Genomic DNA, 18,242 nt, shown 5'->3' with positions numbered 1-18,242 from the left:
ACTCTAATAATGACAATCATAAGTTGTACAATATTCATGTTTTTTATATGGCTAATATTTTTTTATGTGCTCTTAAGCAATTGGCATTAGCTATTCGCGTGAAAGGCGTTTATAAAAAAATTTTTATTTCAATATTTGGATAAAATTATGAATATCGTTATCGTTGAATCTCCAGCAAAAGCAAAAACAATTAATAAATATCTTGGGTCTCAATACAAAGTTGTCGCATCATTTGGACATGTTCGTGATTTGCCTGCAAAAGATGGTTCTGTTTTACCGGATCAAGATTTTTCTATGAAATGGGATATAGATTCTGCTGCCGCTAAACGTTTAAATGAAATAGCAAAAGCCGTTAAAGAAGCCGATAGCCTTATATTAGCAACAGACCCTGATCGTGAAGGGGAAGCTATTTCATGGCATATTCTGGATGTTCTCCGTCAAAAAAAAGTTTTAAAAGATAAACCTATTAAAAGAGTTGTCTTCAATGCCATCACCAAAAAGTCTGTGCTTGATGCTATGAACAATCCACGTGATATTGATACATCGCTTGTAGATGCTTATCTTGCGCGTCGTGCTCTTGATTATCTCGTTGGTTTTACACTTTCACCTGTTTTATGGCGTAAACTTCCTGGTGCGCGTTCAGCAGGACGCGTTCAATCGGTTGCTTTGCGTATTATTTGTGATCGTGAATCAGAAATAGAACATTTTATCAAAGAAGATTATTGGTCCATTACAACACAGTTAAAAACCATCCGAAATGATGGTTTCCAAGCAAGATTGACAATGTTTAATCAAAGAAAAATAGGCAAGCTTGATATTCAATCTCAAGAACAAGCAGACCAAATTCGCTTTATGTTGGAGCAAGCCCAATACCATACACTCAGTGTTGAAGCAAAACCTACAAAGAGAAATCCTTTTCCTCCATTTACAACCTCCACACTACAACAAGCAGCTTCTTCAAAATTAGGATTTTCAGCTTCTCGCACTATGCAAATTGCCCAAAAACTTTATGAAGGCATTGAAATTAACGGTGAAACGGCAGGGCTTATTACTTATATGCGTACCGATGGTGTGCAAATAGCACCTGAGGCTATTGATTCAGCAAGAAAAGTTATTCATGAAACTTTCGGAAAAGACTATATTCCTGAAAAGCCACGTTTTTATTCAACAAAGGCAAAAAATGCACAGGAAGCACACGAAGCGATCCGTCCAACAGATTTTCAACGCAATCCTAGTCAAGTCCGTAATTTTCTCGATAGCGATCAAGCAAAGCTCTATGAGCTAATATGGAAGCGTGCTATTGCCAGCCAAATGCGCTCTGCTGAAATTGAACGTACAACTGTTGAAATTGAAGCACTACAAGGAGAAAACCATGCAAATCTACGAGCAACAGGATCTGTTATTCGCTTTGATGGCTTTATTTCCGTCTACACGGATCAACGAGACGAAGAAAATAATGAAGAAAATGAATCAACACGTTTACCACAAATAAACACTGGTGAAGCACTGACAAAAGAAAAAGTTGAATCTATACAACATACCACAGAGCCCCCTTCTCGTTATTCTGAAGCTTCATTAATTAAAAAGCTTGAGGAGTTAGGAATTGGTCGTCCTTCAACTTATGCATCCACATTGGCGACATTGTGTGACCGTGGATATATTGTCATTGATAAACGAAAGCTTATTCCCGATGCTAAGGGACGTATTGTTACAGCCTTTCTTGAAAATTTTTTTAATCGCTATGTAGAATATGGTTTCACAGCAGATCTTGAAGAAAAGCTGGATCTTATCTCTGATGGCAAACTTTCTTGGAAAGACGTATTGCGAGATTTTTGGGATGGATTTAATGCATCTATTATCAATATCCAAGAACTCCGTATAACTAATGTTCTTGATGCTTTAAATGTAACATTAGCACCTCTCGCTTTTCCTGAACGCGAAGATGGAAGTGATGTACGTTCCTGTCCTCTTTGTAAAAATGGTCAATTATCATTAAAACTTGGGCGTTATGGTGCTTTTGTTGGCTGTTCCAATTATCCCGAATGTAAATACACACGCCAACTTGGTACAGATACTGGAGAAGAGAATGAAGCTATACGCAATGATGAACCTGTTATACTTGGTATTGATCCTGAAACAGGAAAAGAGATTTCTCTTCGTAATGGCCGCTTTGGTCCCTATATTCAACTTGGTGAAAGCAAAGAAGTTAAGCGTGCAGGACTACCAAAAGAATGGCAGGCAGAAAATGTAACCCTTGATAAAGCCTTGGCTTTACTATCCCTTCCCCGTGAAATTGGCATTCATCCTGAAACCGGAAAAACAATCACGGCTACGATTGGACGATATGGTCCCTATCTTAGCCATAACGGAAAATCTGCGCGCCTTCTTCATGCAGATGAAGTTTTTGATATTGGTATCAATCGCGCTGTTACAGTATTAGCAGAACAACAAGAAAACAAAACCAGGCAAAGCAGAACAACACCTGAAGCATTGGCAACATTAGGAGAGCATCCCGAAGGAGGAACCATTACCGTGCGCAACGGGCGTTATGGTCCTTATGTCAATTGGGGTAAAGTTAATGCAACATTGCCAAAAGATAAAGATCCCATTAGTGTAACACTTCCAGAGGCACTAGAACTTATATCGGCTAAAGCATCGAGTAAAAAAACAACTTCAAAAAGAGCTTCTTCTAAAACAAAAGCAAAAATAAAAGAGATATAAATTTTGGCTAAAGGTGAAAAAAACATAAAATATCTCTCTTCATTCAAGGGGAAAACTTTTCCCAATAAGGAAGCAATTCTTTCCTTTATAATTGAGAATCCTAACCACTCAAGTAAACGAGAAATCGCCAAAGCTTTTAACTTAAAAGGTGATTCTCGTATTTTGCTTAGAGATATGTTACGTGAGTTGAAGGATCAAAATCTTATATCTAAACACCGCAAAAGAGCAATAAACAAAGGAAAATTACCTCCTGTTACTTTAGTAAAAATTAGCGGACGTGATAAAGATGGAAGTTTTATTGCACAACCTCTTGAATGGGAAGATTCTCCAAAGCCCAATATTGAAATACACTCTTTTCATCACATAAAAGGAAGTAATATTGGTGTTGGAGATCATATTCTTGTAAAAGTTTTTCGAAATAAAAATTCTGAAAGCTCAAGCCATCCTTATACGGGACGAATTATTCGTAAAATTGATGTATCTCCCAAAAGCGCATTTGCTATTGTACGAAAATTGGAAAATAATCAATGGCGCCTTGATCCTATAGACCGCAAAACCAATGAACTTATTGTTGAAATGTCTCCAGAAATGAAGATTGAAACGGGTGATCTCGTTGAAGTCGAAATAAAAAAAAATACTGGTTACGGATTAAAGAGCGCAAAAATAAAGAATGTTTTAGGGCACATTAAGAGTGAGAAAACACTCTCAATGATAGCGCTTCTTTCGAAAGGAATTCCTTATATTTTTCCTGAAAGTGTTCTTGAGCAAGCCAAACATATCAAAGCTGCCAATATGGATAATCGTGAAGATTGGCGACAATTACCCTTTATTACAATTGATCCACCAGATGCAAAAGACCATGATGATGCAGTTTATGCAACCAAGGATAAGGATCCAGCAAACAATGATGGTTGGATTATTATTGTAGCCATCGCAGATGTTTCTTACTATATCAAAACAGGAAGTGCTTTAGATAAAGAAGCATTGAAACGCGGAAATTCTGTTTATTTTCCCGATACTGTTGTGCCAATGCTGCCTGAACGCCTTTCTCATGATTTATGTTCTCTACGTGAAGGAAAAGAACGGCCAGCTTTAGCAGTTCGTATGATTTTTGATGCAAACGGTAATAAACGAAAACATAGTTTTCATCGTATTATGATGCGGGTAAGAGCCAAACTTTCTTATCAAGAAGTACAATTGGCAATTGAAGGTAATATAAATGAAAAAATAGCCCCTCTTTTTGAGAGCATTTTGCACCCCTTATGGGAAGCCTATGCATGCCTTAAAGCTGCGCGAAATCTTCGACAACCACTAGAATTAGAAATTGCAGAAAAAAAGATTATTCTTGATCAAAATGGATGCATAAAAGATGTTGTGAGTGAAACACAATTAGAAGCACATCGTTTGATTGAAGAGTTTATGATACAAGCAAATATTGCAGCTTCTGAAACCTTAAAAGAACATCATCAGCCCCTCATCTACCGTATTCATGAGAAACCCTCTCTTGCCAAGCAAGAAATACTTCGGAGCTTTCTTCAAAGTTTGGGGATACCACTTTCCCGCGGAAGCGAACTTACCTCAGCGCGCCTTAATAGAATTTTAGAAAAGGTCGCTCATACTCAACAACAAGAACTAGTCAATCAAGTTATTTTGCGTTCACAATCACAAGCAGAGTACAACCCTAAAAATAGTGGCCATTTTGGTTTGAACTTGCAGAACTATACACATTTTACATCACCAATCCGTCGTTATGCTGATCTCATTATTCATCGAGCACTCATTAAAGCTCTCAAATTAGGAAATGATCAATTAACAGAGACACAAGAACAAAATCTTGCAGAAATTGCTACGCAAATTTCTTTATATGAGCGCCGTGCGATGGTAGCTGAAAGAGAAACGATTGATCGGCTTGTTGCTCACTATTTAACGAATAAAATCGGTCGTATTTTTACAGGTCGCATTTCCGGAGTTATAAAAGCAGGTCTTTTTATCTCACTTGATAAACTCAATACAGATGGTTTTGTCCATATTTCTACACTTAAAAATGATTATTATCATTTTGATGAAGCACAACATGTTCTTGTAGGACAGCGTAGCCATAAAGGCTATCAACTCAGTGATGTTGTAGAAGTAAAACTTATAACGGTACAACCTTTTGCTGGCGCTTTATGCTTTGAACTCTTAACAAAACCTCGTCCAATAAAATTTTCACCAACATCCTACCATAAAAACAAATTAAAAAAACAAAAATATACTTTTTATGGGAAAAGAAAAAATTAATTAAAAATAAAAAGTAAAAAACATTTTTATAATTTTCGTTGTATTATTTTTTATTTTAAAGTCTAAAAATCTTTATTAAAAATAATTAAACCTCTTGTTTCTCTCTTTAAAAGCATATAAATAATAATGACTTAAAGCTAAGAAAAGACCTATAATATGTAGTATTTATATTATTTTTATGTTTTATTTAGTATATAAAGGTATGTGATTTATTTTATAAATATAGTAATTTTATAAAAATCTTGCAGGTTTTTTATACTTAATAGGTGAGAAAATCTGCAAAAGAGAGCTTGAGCTTTTTTCATTTCAGCACACCTTTTTATTATTCGAATAAACAAAAGTATCTTAAGTCATTCTTATGAAAAAAAAAGCTTTTGACTCTCAAAATAATTCTTTGCGTGCCATTATTGCAGCTATTGCAACCATTGGTACCGTTGGAACAGCATTGGGAATGGGAACACAACTTGTCTCTTTTCTTATGGCAGAAAAAGGACTTTCCAACAGTACAATCGGCTATAGTGGAACTGTTGGTGGAATCGCCACAATTATTGCAGCTATTTTTACGTCTCGAATCGCCTTATGCTTAGGAATTTCTCAAACAATATTGCTTATGATGGCTATAGGATCTTTAAGTTTTTTAGGATTCTATTTTTTCGACCCCTTATGGGTTTGGTTCATTTTAAGGTTTATATTACATTTCACTATGACAGTTATGTTTATCCTGTCAGAGTTTTGGATCAACAGTTGTGCTCCCCCTAAAAAACGTAGCTTGGTTCTTTCCATTTATGCTATTGTTTTAGGATTAGGGTTTGCGGTAGGTCCAACGTTGCTAGCAAAAGTGGGAACACAAGGCTTTATTCCTTTTGCTGTTGGCTATAGCCTTATTATACTTGCTGTTATCCCAATTCTTGCGGCTTGGAAATTAAGTCCAGAATTTCAAAAAAGCCAATATACGCCATTTTTTCGTTATCTTTTTTATGTTCCAAGTGCCATGATGGCAGTGTTTGTTTACGGTGCTATTCAAATGGGTGCATTAACTCTTATAACACCCTTTACTTTATCCATTGGCTATAATGAGCATGAAGCAGCACACTTTATGGCAACGCTTGCACTTGGGAATGTTTTGCTCTTAATTCCTATCAGCATTATAAGCGACTATGCCAAAGATCGACGTTATCCCCTAATAAGTTGTGCTATCCTAGGTCTTGTGGGAACTTTTATGGTACCATGGATCACTCAATATCCATGGGTTCTAATGCTTGATCTGTTCCTTCTTGGTGGTGTATCAGCAAGCCTTTATACAATTGCTCTGGCACATCTAGGAGCACGTCTTAAGGGCCAAGAACTTGCTGCTGCTAATTCTGCCTTTATTTTTTGCTATGGAATTGGTATGCTCATCGGGCCAACCTTTATTGGAAAATCCATGGATATTTTTAATCCTTTTGGTTTTTCAATAGCTATGGCTGTTTTTTTCGGTTTATATGTCATTTTGGTATTTATCCAACTGATGAGAAAATTAATCAGCTCTTGACTTTTTTGAGAACATCCGTAGTGTTGCCGGAAAATCTGATGATGTCGGAAATAAGTTTTGAAAGCAATAATATTTTTTCAGTATAAATAGGGTATTTACATTATGGCTAAAGCAGCAACCATTAAGATCAAGCTTTTATCAACTGCAGATACTGGTTTTTTCTATGTAACAAAGAAAAACAGCCGCACAATGACAGATAAAATGAGCAAGCGTAAATATGATCCAGTTGTAAAAAAGCACGTTGAATTTAAAGAAACAAAAATTAAATAAATAAAATTATTATTGAATTGATAGATTTTATACTCCAAAAGAAATGTGGGAGTATTGCTCTTCAAAGTTATTTTTTGAGGGGTGTTTTTTTATTTCCTTAAGTTTAAAAAGTTTACTTTAAACTTTGTACGTTTTGTACGGATTTGGATTAAGTTGATTTATTATTTAAGTTGCTTACATATATTCTGCATGAGTATTTGATTATTGTGATATCTAACGAAAATTTTGTCATTAAAACGAGACATTGTTTCGTCATATGAATAAAGCTTCTCGGATGAATTATAAACAATACTAAAATAGAGTTATAGTAATGTTAGCAGTTTCTTTATTTCATGAAAAAATCTTTTTCTCATTTTAATCTAAGAATCTTTAATCTAAAAGTTATCGGTTTCAGTATTTTTGTCGCTGCCAGCATTCTTATCATTATGTCAACTTACTTTAAGAAAACTCAGCAGTTGCCTCAAAAAGAAAAATTTTCTTCTCAAAACTCTGTTAAAGGAAATGCTTTAATCATTGATGGCGATACCATTATGATTTCTTCAATTAAGATTCGACTAGCTGGAATTGATGCTCCTGAACTCCACCAATTTTGTGGAAAAAAGGAAGCACGCTACCCTTGTGGGCTTGAGGCAAAGAAATATTTAGAACAATTATTAAAAAATCAAACTGTTATATGTCACTGGCAAAAAACAGATAAATATCGCCGTATTCTTGCAACATGTAAAACAAAACAAGTTAGCAATATCAACGCAACACTTGTACAGAATGGTTGGGCTGTAAATTATTATGAATACCCCAAAGAAGAGCAAGAAGCGAGAAGGAAAAAGAAAGGAATATGGGCATCAAGTTTTCAACGACCAAAAGAATGGCGCAAAGCAAATCCTCGCACAGAATAAGAAAAATATTTTTTAATTTTATTTACTAATGAAACAATGTAGCCCAATTATCAAACTTGAAAAAGAGATCTATTCCTGTCGTGTTTGCGTCCAACAACCCCATTATTTTCCTCCTCTTCCTCATGAACCAAACCCTGTCGTTTATTTATCCGATACTGCTTCGATTGCAATTGCAGGCCAAGCACCAGGATTGCGTGTTCATGAAACTTCTATCCCTTTTAATGATCGTTCGGGCGAAAGATTGCGTAATTGGCTGGGTGTTACAAAAGAAGAATTTTATAATAAATCTCTCTTCGCTATTGTTCCTATGGGATTTTGTTTTCCAGGTTATGACAAAAATAAAGCTGATTTACCACCAAGATGTGAATGTCGAGAAATATGGCATGAAAAGATATTTCAGGCAATGCCTCAAATAAAGCTTGTTCTTGCCATTGGTCGTTATGCGCAAAAGTGGCACATTACAGAATTAAAACATAAAACCGTTTCTGCAACTGTTGGTGATTGGAGAAATATTCTTTCCATTCCTCAACCTCGAGGCTATAATGTTATGCCTTTGCCTCATCCGTCATGGCGAAATACTTCTTGGTTACAGAAAAATCCATGGTTTAACGATGAGCTTATTGTATATCTGCGTCGTTTAGTGCGTAAATTTTTATAAATTAAGATATTGAGAAGAAATATGGATCGTCTTGACCGAAAAATTTTACATCTTTTGCAAGAAAATGCGACACTTTCTGTTGCTGATATTGCTAAAAAAGTGGGACTTTCGACCACTCCTTGCTGGCGTAGGATTCAAAAACTTGAAGAAGATGGCGTCATTCAACGTCGTGTTGCTGTTCTTTCTCCAGAAAAAGTAAACGCACACGTCACTGTTTTTGTGTCTATTCGCACAAATACACATAGTCATGAATGGTTTAAGCGTTTTTCACAAATTGTGCAGGAGTTCCGTGAAGTTATTGAATTTTACCGAATGAGTGGAGATATTGACTATTTATTGCGTGTTGTTGTTCCCAATATTGAAGCTTATGATCTTTTTTATAAAAAATTAATTTCTAAAATTGATATCCGTGATGTCTCATCTTCTTTCGCAATGGAACAGATTAAATATACAACGGAGCTTCCGCTGAATTATATTAAATTACATGAAAAGGTAAATGAACATAACTCTTAAGCGTTTTTTATATCCGTCTCATCATCTTTTAAGTGTTCAAACTTTCTTGTTCCAAAACCGCCATTTGTGCATGAGTTAAAACAGCAGCTTTGACAATTCCAGCTGCTATAGCTGCTCCTGTTCCTTCACCAAGACGCATTCCAAAATCTAGAAGTGGTTCTTTGCCAATTTTTTGTAAAAGTTTACGATGGACTTTTTCAGAAGAAACATGTCCAACGAGAGTATGATCAAGAGCTTTTGGATGCATTTTATAAAGGACCGCTGCCGCTGCTGTTGCCACAAAACCATCTAAAATAACGGGTATCTTTTCCATTCTTGCCGCCAAAATAGCACCAACCATAGCAGCAATTTCACGTCCTCCTAAGCGACGCATTATCTCAAAAGGATCATTTAAATGCTCCTTATGCAAGGAAACTGCTGCCTTAACCGCTGCTATTTTACGCTGATAAAAATCACCCTCCGATTCCATATCATGTCCTGTCCACTCTTCAACGTCTCCACCAAACAATGCTAAACATAAAGCTGAAGCTATTGTTGTGTTTCCAATTCCCATTTCACCAATACATAAAAGATCTGTTCCACCAGCAATGGATTCCATTCCAAATGCCATTGTAGCAGCTGCACTTCTCTCGTCCATTGCAGCATCCTTGGTAATATTCATTGTTGGATATTCCAATGCTAAATCAAAAATTTTTAATCCCAGATCATAAGCGATACAAATTTGGTTGATAGCAGCACCGCCAGATGCAAAATTTTGTACCATTTTTTGTGTCATAGATTGTGGAAATGGTGTAATATTCTCCTCTACAATACCATGGTTTCCAGAAAAAATAGCAACCAAAGGTCGCGTTACTATAGGTTTTTCTGTACCTCTCCACCCCGCGTACCAAACAGCAATATCTCCTAGTTTTCCCAATGTTCCTTGCTCTTTTGTTAAGTTTTTTTGCCGTTTTTTTGCCAAAATTATAGAAAACTCATCAGCAACAGGTAAATTTGTAAACAAAGCACGAAAATCATCAAATGGACTAGCGATCATAAGGATACCTTTTAAAATCTACAATGTTTATGAAAATCACGTCATATATACAGGATATGAATAATTTATTGTTTTTTTAACAGTGCTTTAAAAATGTTAAATACTATGAAAGCAATAATTTCTACATTCTATTTTTTACCCCAATAACAAACGTGCAAGATTCAAAATGTTATTAATATCTTATGACTACCTTTACAGTGATACCCTTAAACTATTTTTTATTTAATAGGCATAATCAGCATGCCGTTTAATATATAAATTCTAACATTCTTATTCATAATAAAAGTTATAAACTTTCAAAAACTTATAAAATTAAAGGGATCAAAATTATCGCAAAGAAATCAAAACGCAAAGGATCTCAACTTCAATATATGTTAATTGTCTGACTGTTATTAAATGAGAGCATAAAAAGCTTCTTTTAAAGTACATATATCTGCGTTTGGTTTTATCGCATCATTTGATAGTATTTGCCGCCATCGACGTGCCCCACCCCGCCCATGAAATAAACCAATCATGTGACGCGTCACATGAGAAAGCCGTCCCCCCGATGCAATATGTCGAGCTGCATAATCACACATAACCTCAATAAGATCACTCTCACTTAGACTATTCTGCGACTCACCATAGAGTTCAAAATCAATATGTTTTAACAAAGTTGGATCATGATAAACTTGGCGACCAACCATGACAGCATCACAGAAAGTTAAGTGTTCTTTGATCTCATCAATCGATTTAATTCCACCATTTATCCCAATAAATTTATGAGGATATTGACGTTTTAATTTGTAAACCCTTTCATAATTAAGGGGCGGAATATTGCGATTTTCTTTCGGACTCAATCCTTGTAGCCATGCCTTGCGTGCATGGATCCAGAGCGCATCACATCCAGCATTCCAAACTTGATTAGCCAAAAGATCTAATGCTAATTCTTCATCTTGTTCGTCCACTCCAATCCGACATTTGACAGTTACAGGTATAGTAACCTCTTGTTTCATTGCTTCTACGGCATTTGCCACAATGTCTGGATGTAGCATCAAACAAGCTCCAAAGACACCTGCTTGAACACGATTTGATGGACAACCAACATTGAGATTTATTTCGTTATAGCCAAAATCCTCAGCAATTCGTGCAGCTTCTGCTAACTTTTTCGGATCTGCCCCCCCTAATTGTAATGCAACTGGACGTTCTTTGTCGCTAAAAGCCAACAATTGTTCACGAACACCATGAATGACAGCATCTGCTACCATCATTTCCGTATAAAGGAGAGCTTTTTTCGTTAAAAGACGATAAAAAAACCTGCAATGTCGGTCTGTCCAGTCCAACATTGGTGCTACTGCAAATTTTATAGGCGATGGAAGGTTGTAAAATATCATGAGGGTATTACTCTCATGTCCCTATAGCCCTCTCTTTATACATAGAAAAATACTTACTTTTAGTTTACGGAAAATTTTATTCTCTTATACTATCATGAGTATAATAACAGCTCATTATTTTCAATTGATATCAAGGTTTACTACAATCAATCATGCCAAAACACAATATCGCATTTCTCATAGATTAGTGTTCAGGTATATAAACATGAAAAAAGAAGATTTTTACTATAATATAAAAAACTCATTTATAAGTTCTTCTTACGCTCTTCAAGTCTCTCCCCTTACATGATTTAGTACAGCGTTTAAGATAATAAATGCTAAACTAACACATTATACAATTTTTCATGATCGATTTAATTTTCTTTAGATTTTTTAACTCATTGTGCAAATAAACGCTAAAGAAAGTAGCTTTATCTTCTCCTAAAGAAGAAAAAACCTTATTTCATACGAATCTAATTATAAATCATTTTTTATCAATGAGTTCTTTTTGGTAATATTCTTAGATTTCACTTTATAAAATAGACAAATTTCATCTTAAATATTCTATCTAATTTTGCCATTTTGTGATTCTTGCAAAAAAAAACTAAAATCAGGGTATAGACAGCCATTGCCTTTTTAATATCTATAACTGATATCAGTATCTCTTGAAGGAAAATATTTACAATATTGCAGATAAAATCTGTAAAATGAAATGATCATAAACGTTGTTCAATCTCTTGTTGGCTTTGCATATAGGAAGAAAGAGTATCAACCTCTTGTTCATTAAATAGGAGCCCCAGTTTTGAACGACGCCATAACACATCTTCACATACTTTAGCCCATTCTTTTTCCATCAACCATTTTACTTCTACTTCATAAAGCCCATGTCCAAAATTTTTTCCTTTATTTGCCTTACCATGTGCAAAGATCAGCAATGCTTCTGTACCGTAGGAGCGTGCAAGCCTGCGATGTGTAAAAACATCTAAATCTGGCATTAAAAGAGCAATCCTATTTTCGATTGTATCTAATTTGTTATAGGGGAAATCTCCCCCTGGAAGTACTGCCTTAGCCGTCCATGATGCTCCCTTTTTACCAAGTGCTTTTTCAACAAATTTCATCGCATCTTCAGCTAACTTACGATAAGTTGTAATCTTTCCACCATAAAGATTAAGTATCTTTGGTGTCGTTCCTGTTCCCATTTCTTTTAAAACATAATCGCGCGTAATTTCTTGTGCTTTTGAAGCTCCATCATCATAGAGTGGACGAACTCCAGAGTAAGACCAGACAATCGTTTCAGGTAATACTGGTTGTATGAAATATTCACTGGCTGCTGCACAAATATAATCAATTTCTTTATCAGTAATATGAACGTCAGCCGGATCTCCTTGATAATTACAATCTGTTGTTCCAAGCAAGGTAAACTCTTCTTGATATGGAATAGCAAATATAATACGCCCATCACCATTTTGAAAAATATAAGCACGATCATGAGTATAAAGTTTGGGAACCAAAATATGAGAACCTCTAACAAGCCGTATTGGCGTATGTTCTTTACAGTCTAATACGCTTTCCAAAACATGATCAATCCAAGGTCCTGTCATATTCGCAACATAAGAAGCAGTGACATTATATTCTTTACCGCTTAACTTGTCTTGAAGAAAGATACGCCATTTTTTGTCTTCTCTTTTTAAAGATAGAACTTTTGTCCGTACTTTTATATCAGCTCCCCACTTTTCTGCATCACGAGCATTGGCAATGACTAAACGCGCATCATCTACTCTTGCATCAGAATATTCAAAACCTCTCTGATATTCTTTTTTCAGTGTAGAGCAAAACTTTTTTGAAAAATTAATCGTTTTACTGCGCCACAATTTCTGATTCCAGTTCCCTAAATAATCATAAATAAAAAGTCCAAAACGCAATATCCAAGCAGGACGCAATTCTTTATGATAAGGAAGAAGAAAACGTAAAGGACGTACAATATGTGGAGCTATACGTAAAATGATCTCGCGTTCTTTGAGTGCTTCACGAACAAGTTTGAACTCATAATGTTCAAGATAACGAAGACCACCGTGAATAAGTTTTGTTGATGCACTTGAAGTCCCTGATGCAAGATCTTTCATTTCAGCTAATCCTACTTTAAAACCGCGTCCAGCTGCATCTCTTGCCAATCCACACCCGTTTATCCCTCCCCCAATGATAAACAGTTCATAATGTGTTGTGGTTTTCATAATTTCACTTTTCATTATTTAATTTTGTTTCTCAGTCCTCAATAAAGCAACAGGAAAAAATAATACAAGTGTTCTTCATTGTATTATCAACGTACTTATTTCCTAAAATAAACACGCACAAAAAGCTTTTTATACCCTTATACATCAAAACAACATTTGACAAATTAAAGAGAGGATTTTTTATCCTGTAGGCAATATAATCTTTGCAAATGTACATCATATGAAAGCTTTTTAGAGAAAAATTAATGTTTTTTATCATTTGAGAATACATACTATAGCTAAATGCTTTATTGCACATAGAGAACGCTTTTCATATAGTTTACTCAATGACACAATAGAAAATGTAAAGGTATACAGATGACTCATCAACCTGAAAACTCGAAAATAACACTTGTTTCAAAAATTTTAGTCCCAGTTATGTTGAGTATTTTAACCTTTTTACCTTCTTTATCAAACGCAACATCACAGCAGACAGTAACCAATCATTTAAGCTTAGAAAAACTTAAAGCACAACTTTTAGAAGATTCTAGCTTTTTATCTAAGCTTAAAGAAAAAATGACACCGCATACTGATTCTCAGCATATTCAACAAATTGTTAGAGAGTATCTTCTTACTCATCCAGAAGTTTTGATTGAAATGCAGCTTATCCTTCAAGATAAGCTGGAAAAACAAAATGAAGACGAAAGTCAAAGCTCAATTATTCATTTATTAGAAAAGGAAATTTTTCACTCTCCTCATGACGCTGTTTTGGGGAATCCAAATGGTAAAAAAGTACTTGTTGATTTTTTTGATTACAATTGCAGATTTTGTAAAAGTGCCTATTCAGATATAGAAGACTTGATAAAAGAATATCCAGATCTACGGGTTATTATCAAGGATTTACCGATTTTGGGATCTGATTCTATGGCGGCTCATACCGTTGCTTACGCATTTCGAAAACAATTTCCAGAAAAATATCCTCAGTTTCATAAAAAGCTTTTAATGCATCAAGGGCGCGCAAATGAAGCTAAAGCTATAAAAATAGCTGTTTCATTAGGAGCAGATGAAAAAAAACTCCGTAATGCAATAAAAGACCCTAATCTGCAAAAAGCTTTTAAAGAAAATATTCACATTGCCTCTACACTTCATATTACGGGAACACCTTCTTATATCATTGGTAATAAAATATTCATCGGCGCAGCCAGACAAGACATTCTAAAACAAGCGATAGATAATACACAGTAAATACCCTATTCTATACCTGATTAGTTTTAGGAAGAATACTGTAAATGAGGTAATTTTATGCTTTCTCTTTTTTGACAACAGGCTTATAAATGCAATTTTGCGTAAAGCAGATACGAGTTTAAAATTGCAAAATATAATGAATTTAAAGGAAATAAATATCTTTAAAGCTTCAAAAGATATCATCCCTAATCTAGAGATATTCTGTCATAAAACGAAATAATGACGATCTTCATTGATCAAGGAGTTAGAAATAAAATGGCAACAAAAAAAATGGATTTGGCAAAATATACCGCAATTGATACGAACATTATTCGTGATCTTGCTGAAATTTTGAATGATACAAATTTAACGAACATTGAAGTTGAACAAGGGGAGCTTCGTATTTGTGTCTCACGCCAAAATACCTCAACTTCTTCCGAGCAAGCGATCTATGCTCCTGTTTCTACTCCTACTTTTTCTGTAACATCTTCTCCAGTTCCAACAGCTGAATCTCCTATACACTCTATCCAAGAAGATAAATCAAAAAACACAATAACCTCTCCAATGGTTGGAACAGCCTATCTTGCACCTTCACCAGGCGCACAACCTTTTGTAGAAGTAGGACAAAATGTTTCTGAAGGGGAGACATTACTTATTATTGAAGCCATGAAAACAATGAATCAAATTTCATCACCGCGCTCCGGTACGGTAACCACTGTTCTTGTCAAAGATGGTCAACCTGTTGAATTTGGTGAACCACTTATTATTGTTGAATAAAGCGAGGGGCAACCATGATTCGAAAAATCCTCATTGCTAATCGAGGAGAAATTGCTCTTCGCGTTTTACGTGCATGTAAAGAACTTGGCATAAAAACCGTGGCTGTTCACTCTACCGCTGATGCAGATGCAATGCATGTTCGTCTTGCTGACGAAAGTGTTTGTATTGGCCCTCCTCCTGCTCGCGATTCTTATTTGAGTATTCAGCAAATTATTGCTGCTTGTGAAATTACAGGAGCGGATGCTGTTCATCCAGGTTATGGCTTTCTTTCTGAAAATGCAAAATTTGCAGATGTTCTAGAAGCCCATGATATTACATTCATCGGTCCAACAGCTACTCATATCCGAATCATGGGCGATAAAATCGAAGCAAAGAAAACCGCCAAAAAACTTGGTATTCCTGTAGTTCCAGGTTCAGATGGAGCAGTCACTGAAGAATCAGATGCTTTACGCACTGCTCGTGAAATTGGTTATCCGGTTATTATAAAAGCTTCTGCCGGTGGTGGCGGACGTGGTATGAAAGTCGTTCATTCTGAACAAGAATTTTCTATAGCTCTCAAGACAACGCGTTCAGAAGCGAAAGCTGCTTTTGGTGATGACGCTGTTTACATAGAAAAATATTTAGAAAAACCCCGTCATATTGAAATTCAAGTCATAGGTGATGGTGCGGGAAATGCTATTCATTTAGGAGAACGCGATTGTTCACTTCAACGACGACATCAAAAAGTATGGGAAGAAGCTACGTCACCTGCACTTAATGAAACTGAACGGAAAAAAATTGGAAGTATTGTTGCAAATGCTTGTGCCCAACTTGGATATCGTGGAGCGGGTACTATTGAATTTCTTTATGAAAATGGCGAATTTTATTTTATTGAAATGAATACACGTTTACAAGTCGAGCATCCTGTAACTGAAGCAATTACAGGTATAGATTTAGTCCACGAACAAATCCATATTGCATCAGGCTGTAAACTTTCAGTGACACAAGATGAAGTCTGTTTTTCTGGTCATGCCATTGAATGCCGTATTAATGCAGAAGATCCCATTAATTTTACGCCATCACCTGGAACCATTACACATTTTCATACACCTGGAGGTTTAGGGATTCGTGTTGATTCAGGCGCTTATTCAGGTTATCGTATTCCTCCTTACTATGATAGCATGATTGGAAAGCTGATTGTTCATGGACGTACCCGTTTAGAATGTATGATGCGCTTACGGCGTGCTTTAGATGAATTTGTCGTCGATGGGATAAAAACTACACTACCTCTTTTTCGCGATCTTATTAATAATCAAGATGTTGCTGATGGTAATTATAATATTCACTGGCTAGAAAATTACCTTGCTCATCAATCAAAGTCTTCAGATTCGTAATTCGATAGCAAAACGGTGCATTCTTATAAAAGATTCTATAAGATATCAACATAAGGATAGTTCCAACCTTGCTGTAAAAAGTGGAAAAAAGGAAATAAATTGGTTATTTTTTATATAGTTTTCTTTTAATATGCATAAAATTTAATAATTTTCTGTTTTCCTTTTTGTTAGTTTGTGCTAACTCCTACATGGTTACGCCCTTATAGCTCAGTTGGTAGAGCACCTGATTTGTAATCAGGGGGTCGGGAGTTCGAGTCTCTCTGGGGGCACCATTTTATTTCTTAAATATATTGAAATATATAGATTTTTTCTTTAAATAGCTATTTTCAGACCACCTTTTAGACCACCTTCTACAGTTTATATAATTTTACCTAATTTGTTCTTATTTGCTCCGTATTTTTCTTTGGAGTAAAAGCTAGGATCTCTTTTTTTCTCCATCTCACTGCTCTCCCTAGCTTATATGGCTCCGGAAACAACCCCTGAAGCACCCAATTGCGAATCGTTGTGGTTGATACACTAAAAAGCTGTGCACACTCACGTGTCGTTACATATCTATCTCCATCATCAAATATCATCTCATTACCTTTCTCTTTTTTATATTAATTAAATGGGTGGGAGTGCTGGAAGGCATGTGAAGCACTCCAACTTTTAAAAATTTGCAAGTTTATTTTTTAGATGTGCTTAATTTCATATTTCCAATCAGGCAATTGAGTAAGAGCTAATGCGAGTTGTCCTCTATGACACATGCATACATTGGCTTCAAAACAGGTGATTGCAACGCGCTTTTTGTTTAAAAAAATTTGATATAATTTGTTTATTGCACAAAAATTATTCTTGAGAGTTGTATTTTGATAATTTTTAAAAAGGCGGTCATAATCTTTTTGTGTTTTCAAATTTCTTCGTTTTTCAGAAGCAATTCCAAGTTCAGGCATATGCATATATTCAATATCAATATTGCTTACAGCTTTTTCTAATTGTCTTTTTGAAAATCCGTGTTTTCTACTTATTGGATTTTTACGAACATCACATAAAGTTTTGATATTGTTTTCTATGAGACAACTAAGATAATCCTCAAGGGACTTACCTTCATAGCCAATGGTAAAAAAACAAAATTCCTCATCTTTAGCAGGCTGTATGATAATATGTTTAGTGTTACACACGTTTAATTTCCTTGGTAAATGGGTGGGAGTGCTGGGAGGAGAGAGCACCCCCATAGGTTTAAGCAGCTTTTGCCAAAATCTTTTGCATCTCTTGTTCTATTTCTGCTAAAAAGACTTCGACCGCTTGATTAATCTGTTCAATGTGTTTCTCATCACGGAGGACACGTTTGATTTTCATTCTCAAACCAGTAGATTTGCCTACAAAGTTTGGATTATAGCTCATGAAATCACACCATTTGCG

The 18,242-nt window shown here is 35.4% G+C and carries 15 protein-coding genes, 1 tRNA gene and 1 pseudogene; 11 read left to right on the top strand and 6 right to left on the bottom strand.

Going from position 1 to position 18,242, the window contains the following annotated elements; all coding sequences use genetic code 11:
* The first annotated feature begins 147 nt into the window (after positions 1-147).
* The 7 genes from topA (at position 148) to ACFINA_RS04975 (ending at position 8,869) form a co-directional block, all read left to right on the top strand.
* Positions 148-2,721 (top strand): type I DNA topoisomerase, encoded by a 2,574-nt coding sequence (gene topA / locus ACFINA_RS05005; RefSeq protein WP_375615173.1) that lies wholly within the window; start codon positions 148-150, stop codon positions 2,719-2,721.
* Positions 2,722-2,724: 3 nt separating this feature from the next.
* Positions 2,725-5,001, top strand: a complete 2,277-nt coding sequence (gene rnr, locus ACFINA_RS05000; RefSeq protein ID WP_375615172.1) for a ribonuclease R — start codon at positions 2,725-2,727, stop codon at positions 4,999-5,001.
* 358 nt (positions 5,002-5,359) lie between these two features.
* A complete protein-coding gene (locus ACFINA_RS04995) occupies positions 5,360-6,532 on the top strand; it encodes an MFS transporter (protein WP_375606907.1) in 1,173 nt (390 codons plus the stop codon).
* Between the two features lie 102 nt (positions 6,533-6,634).
* Positions 6,635-6,802, top strand: a complete 168-nt coding sequence (gene rpmG / locus ACFINA_RS04990; RefSeq protein WP_004864083.1) for a 50S ribosomal protein L33 — start codon at positions 6,635-6,637, stop codon at positions 6,800-6,802.
* Between the two features lie 332 nt (positions 6,803-7,134).
* On the top strand, positions 7,135-7,698 hold the full coding sequence (locus ACFINA_RS04985; protein WP_375606908.1) for a thermonuclease family protein: 564 nt from the start codon (positions 7,135-7,137) through the stop codon (positions 7,696-7,698).
* A gap of 28 nt (positions 7,699-7,726) precedes the next feature.
* Positions 7,727-8,356, top strand: coding sequence for a uracil-DNA glycosylase family protein (locus tag ACFINA_RS04980; protein ID WP_375610386.1), 630 nt, complete (start codon positions 7,727-7,729; stop codon positions 8,354-8,356).
* A 21-nt stretch (positions 8,357-8,377) separates the two neighbouring features.
* Positions 8,378-8,869, top strand: coding sequence for an Lrp/AsnC family transcriptional regulator (locus tag ACFINA_RS04975; protein WP_375606910.1), 492 nt, complete (start codon positions 8,378-8,380; stop codon positions 8,867-8,869).
* 28 nt (positions 8,870-8,897) lie between these two features.
* Here ACFINA_RS04975 and cobT read toward each other — a convergent pair whose 3' ends face one another.
* From cobT to glpD, 3 genes are all read right to left on the bottom strand, one after another.
* A complete protein-coding gene (gene cobT / locus ACFINA_RS04970; RefSeq protein WP_375615171.1) occupies positions 8,898-9,905 on the bottom strand; it encodes a nicotinate-nucleotide--dimethylbenzimidazole phosphoribosyltransferase in 1,008 nt (335 codons plus the stop codon).
* 392 nt (positions 9,906-10,297) lie between these two features.
* Entirely contained in the window at positions 10,298-11,278 is a 981-nt protein-coding gene (dusA, locus tag ACFINA_RS04965; RefSeq protein ID WP_375606912.1) for a tRNA dihydrouridine(20/20a) synthase DusA, read from the bottom strand.
* Positions 11,279-11,973: 695 nt separating this feature from the next.
* Positions 11,974-13,503: a glycerol-3-phosphate dehydrogenase gene (glpD, locus tag ACFINA_RS04960; protein WP_375606913.1), complete on the bottom strand. Its 1,530-nt coding sequence runs from the start codon at positions 13,501-13,503 to the stop codon at positions 11,974-11,976.
* A 342-nt stretch (positions 13,504-13,845) separates the two neighbouring features.
* Here glpD and ACFINA_RS04955 point away from each other — a divergent pair, with 342 nt between their 5' ends.
* The 4 genes from ACFINA_RS04955 (at position 13,846) to ACFINA_RS04940 (ending at position 17,113) form a co-directional block, all read left to right on the top strand.
* Positions 13,846-14,712, top strand: a complete 867-nt coding sequence (locus tag ACFINA_RS04955) for a DsbA family protein (RefSeq protein WP_375606914.1) — start codon at positions 13,846-13,848, stop codon at positions 14,710-14,712.
* A gap of 255 nt (positions 14,713-14,967) precedes the next feature.
* A complete protein-coding gene (accB, locus tag ACFINA_RS04950) occupies positions 14,968-15,468 on the top strand; it encodes an acetyl-CoA carboxylase biotin carboxyl carrier protein (protein WP_375606915.1) in 501 nt (166 codons plus the stop codon).
* Positions 15,469-15,482: 14 nt separating this feature from the next.
* The gene (accC, locus tag ACFINA_RS04945) at positions 15,483-16,841 is read left to right on the top strand and encodes an acetyl-CoA carboxylase biotin carboxylase subunit (protein WP_375606916.1); all 1,359 of its coding nucleotides are present in this window, start codon (positions 15,483-15,485) and stop codon (positions 16,839-16,841) included.
* A gap of 196 nt (positions 16,842-17,037) precedes the next feature.
* Positions 17,038-17,113: transfer RNA gene (locus tag ACFINA_RS04940), tRNA-Thr, on the top strand.
* A 99-nt stretch (positions 17,114-17,212) separates the two neighbouring features.
* On the opposite strand, the gene ACFINA_RS04935 is transcribed toward ACFINA_RS04940, so the two are convergent.
* From ACFINA_RS04935 to ACFINA_RS04925, 3 genes and pseudogenes are all read right to left on the bottom strand, one after another.
* Positions 17,213-17,416, bottom strand: a complete 204-nt coding sequence (locus tag ACFINA_RS04935) for a helix-turn-helix transcriptional regulator (protein ID WP_375606917.1) — start codon at positions 17,414-17,416, stop codon at positions 17,213-17,215.
* Positions 17,417-17,512: 96 nt separating this feature from the next.
* The gene (locus ACFINA_RS04930; RefSeq protein ID WP_375606918.1) at positions 17,513-18,001 is read right to left on the bottom strand and encodes a DUF488 family protein; all 489 of its coding nucleotides are present in this window, start codon (positions 17,999-18,001) and stop codon (positions 17,513-17,515) included.
* 58 nt (positions 18,002-18,059) lie between these two features.
* A pseudogene (locus ACFINA_RS04925) lies at positions 18,060-18,242 on the bottom strand (exonuclease); the annotation flags it as partial.

The sequence above is a fragment of the Bartonella sp. AC10YNML genome (assembly GCF_042196825.1).
Lineage (GTDB): Bacteria > Pseudomonadota > Alphaproteobacteria > Rhizobiales > Rhizobiaceae > Bartonella.
The sequence above is the reverse complement of the archived record's forward strand: the minus strand, read 5'-3'. Positions and strand labels throughout refer to the sequence as shown.

What these genes read in the sequence shown, in the direction of transcription:
- ACFINA_RS04995 (WP_375606907.1), top strand. Translation starts at nt 5,360, where the DNA reads ATGAAAAAAAAAGCTTTTGACTCTCAAAATAATTCTTTGCGTGCCATT.
- glpD (WP_375606913.1), bottom strand. Translation starts at nt 13,503, where the DNA reads ATGAAAAGTGAAATTATGAAAACCACAACACATTATGAACTGTTTATC.
- accC (WP_375606916.1), top strand. Translation starts at nt 15,483, where the DNA reads ATGATTCGAAAAATCCTCATTGCTAATCGAGGAGAAATTGCTCTTCGC.
- ACFINA_RS04955 (WP_375606914.1), top strand. Translation starts at nt 13,846, where the DNA reads ATGACTCATCAACCTGAAAACTCGAAAATAACACTTGTTTCAAAAATT.
- ACFINA_RS04985 (WP_375606908.1), top strand. Translation starts at nt 7,135, where the DNA reads ATGAAAAAATCTTTTTCTCATTTTAATCTAAGAATCTTTAATCTAAAA.
- topA (WP_375615173.1), top strand. Translation starts at nt 148, where the DNA reads ATGAATATCGTTATCGTTGAATCTCCAGCAAAAGCAAAAACAATTAAT.
- rpmG (WP_004864083.1), top strand. Translation starts at nt 6,635, where the DNA reads ATGGCTAAAGCAGCAACCATTAAGATCAAGCTTTTATCAACTGCAGAT.
- ACFINA_RS04975 (WP_375606910.1), top strand. Translation starts at nt 8,378, where the DNA reads ATGGATCGTCTTGACCGAAAAATTTTACATCTTTTGCAAGAAAATGCG.
- cobT (WP_375615171.1), bottom strand. Translation starts at nt 9,905, where the DNA reads ATGATCGCTAGTCCATTTGATGATTTTCGTGCTTTGTTTACAAATTTA.
- dusA (WP_375606912.1), bottom strand. Translation starts at nt 11,278, where the DNA reads ATGATATTTTACAACCTTCCATCGCCTATAAAATTTGCAGTAGCACCA.
- ACFINA_RS04980 (WP_375610386.1), top strand. Translation starts at nt 7,727, where the DNA reads ATGAAACAATGTAGCCCAATTATCAAACTTGAAAAAGAGATCTATTCC.
- ACFINA_RS04935 (WP_375606917.1), bottom strand. Translation starts at nt 17,416, where the DNA reads ATGATATTTGATGATGGAGATAGATATGTAACGACACGTGAGTGTGCA.
- accB (WP_375606915.1), top strand. Translation starts at nt 14,968, where the DNA reads ATGGCAACAAAAAAAATGGATTTGGCAAAATATACCGCAATTGATACG.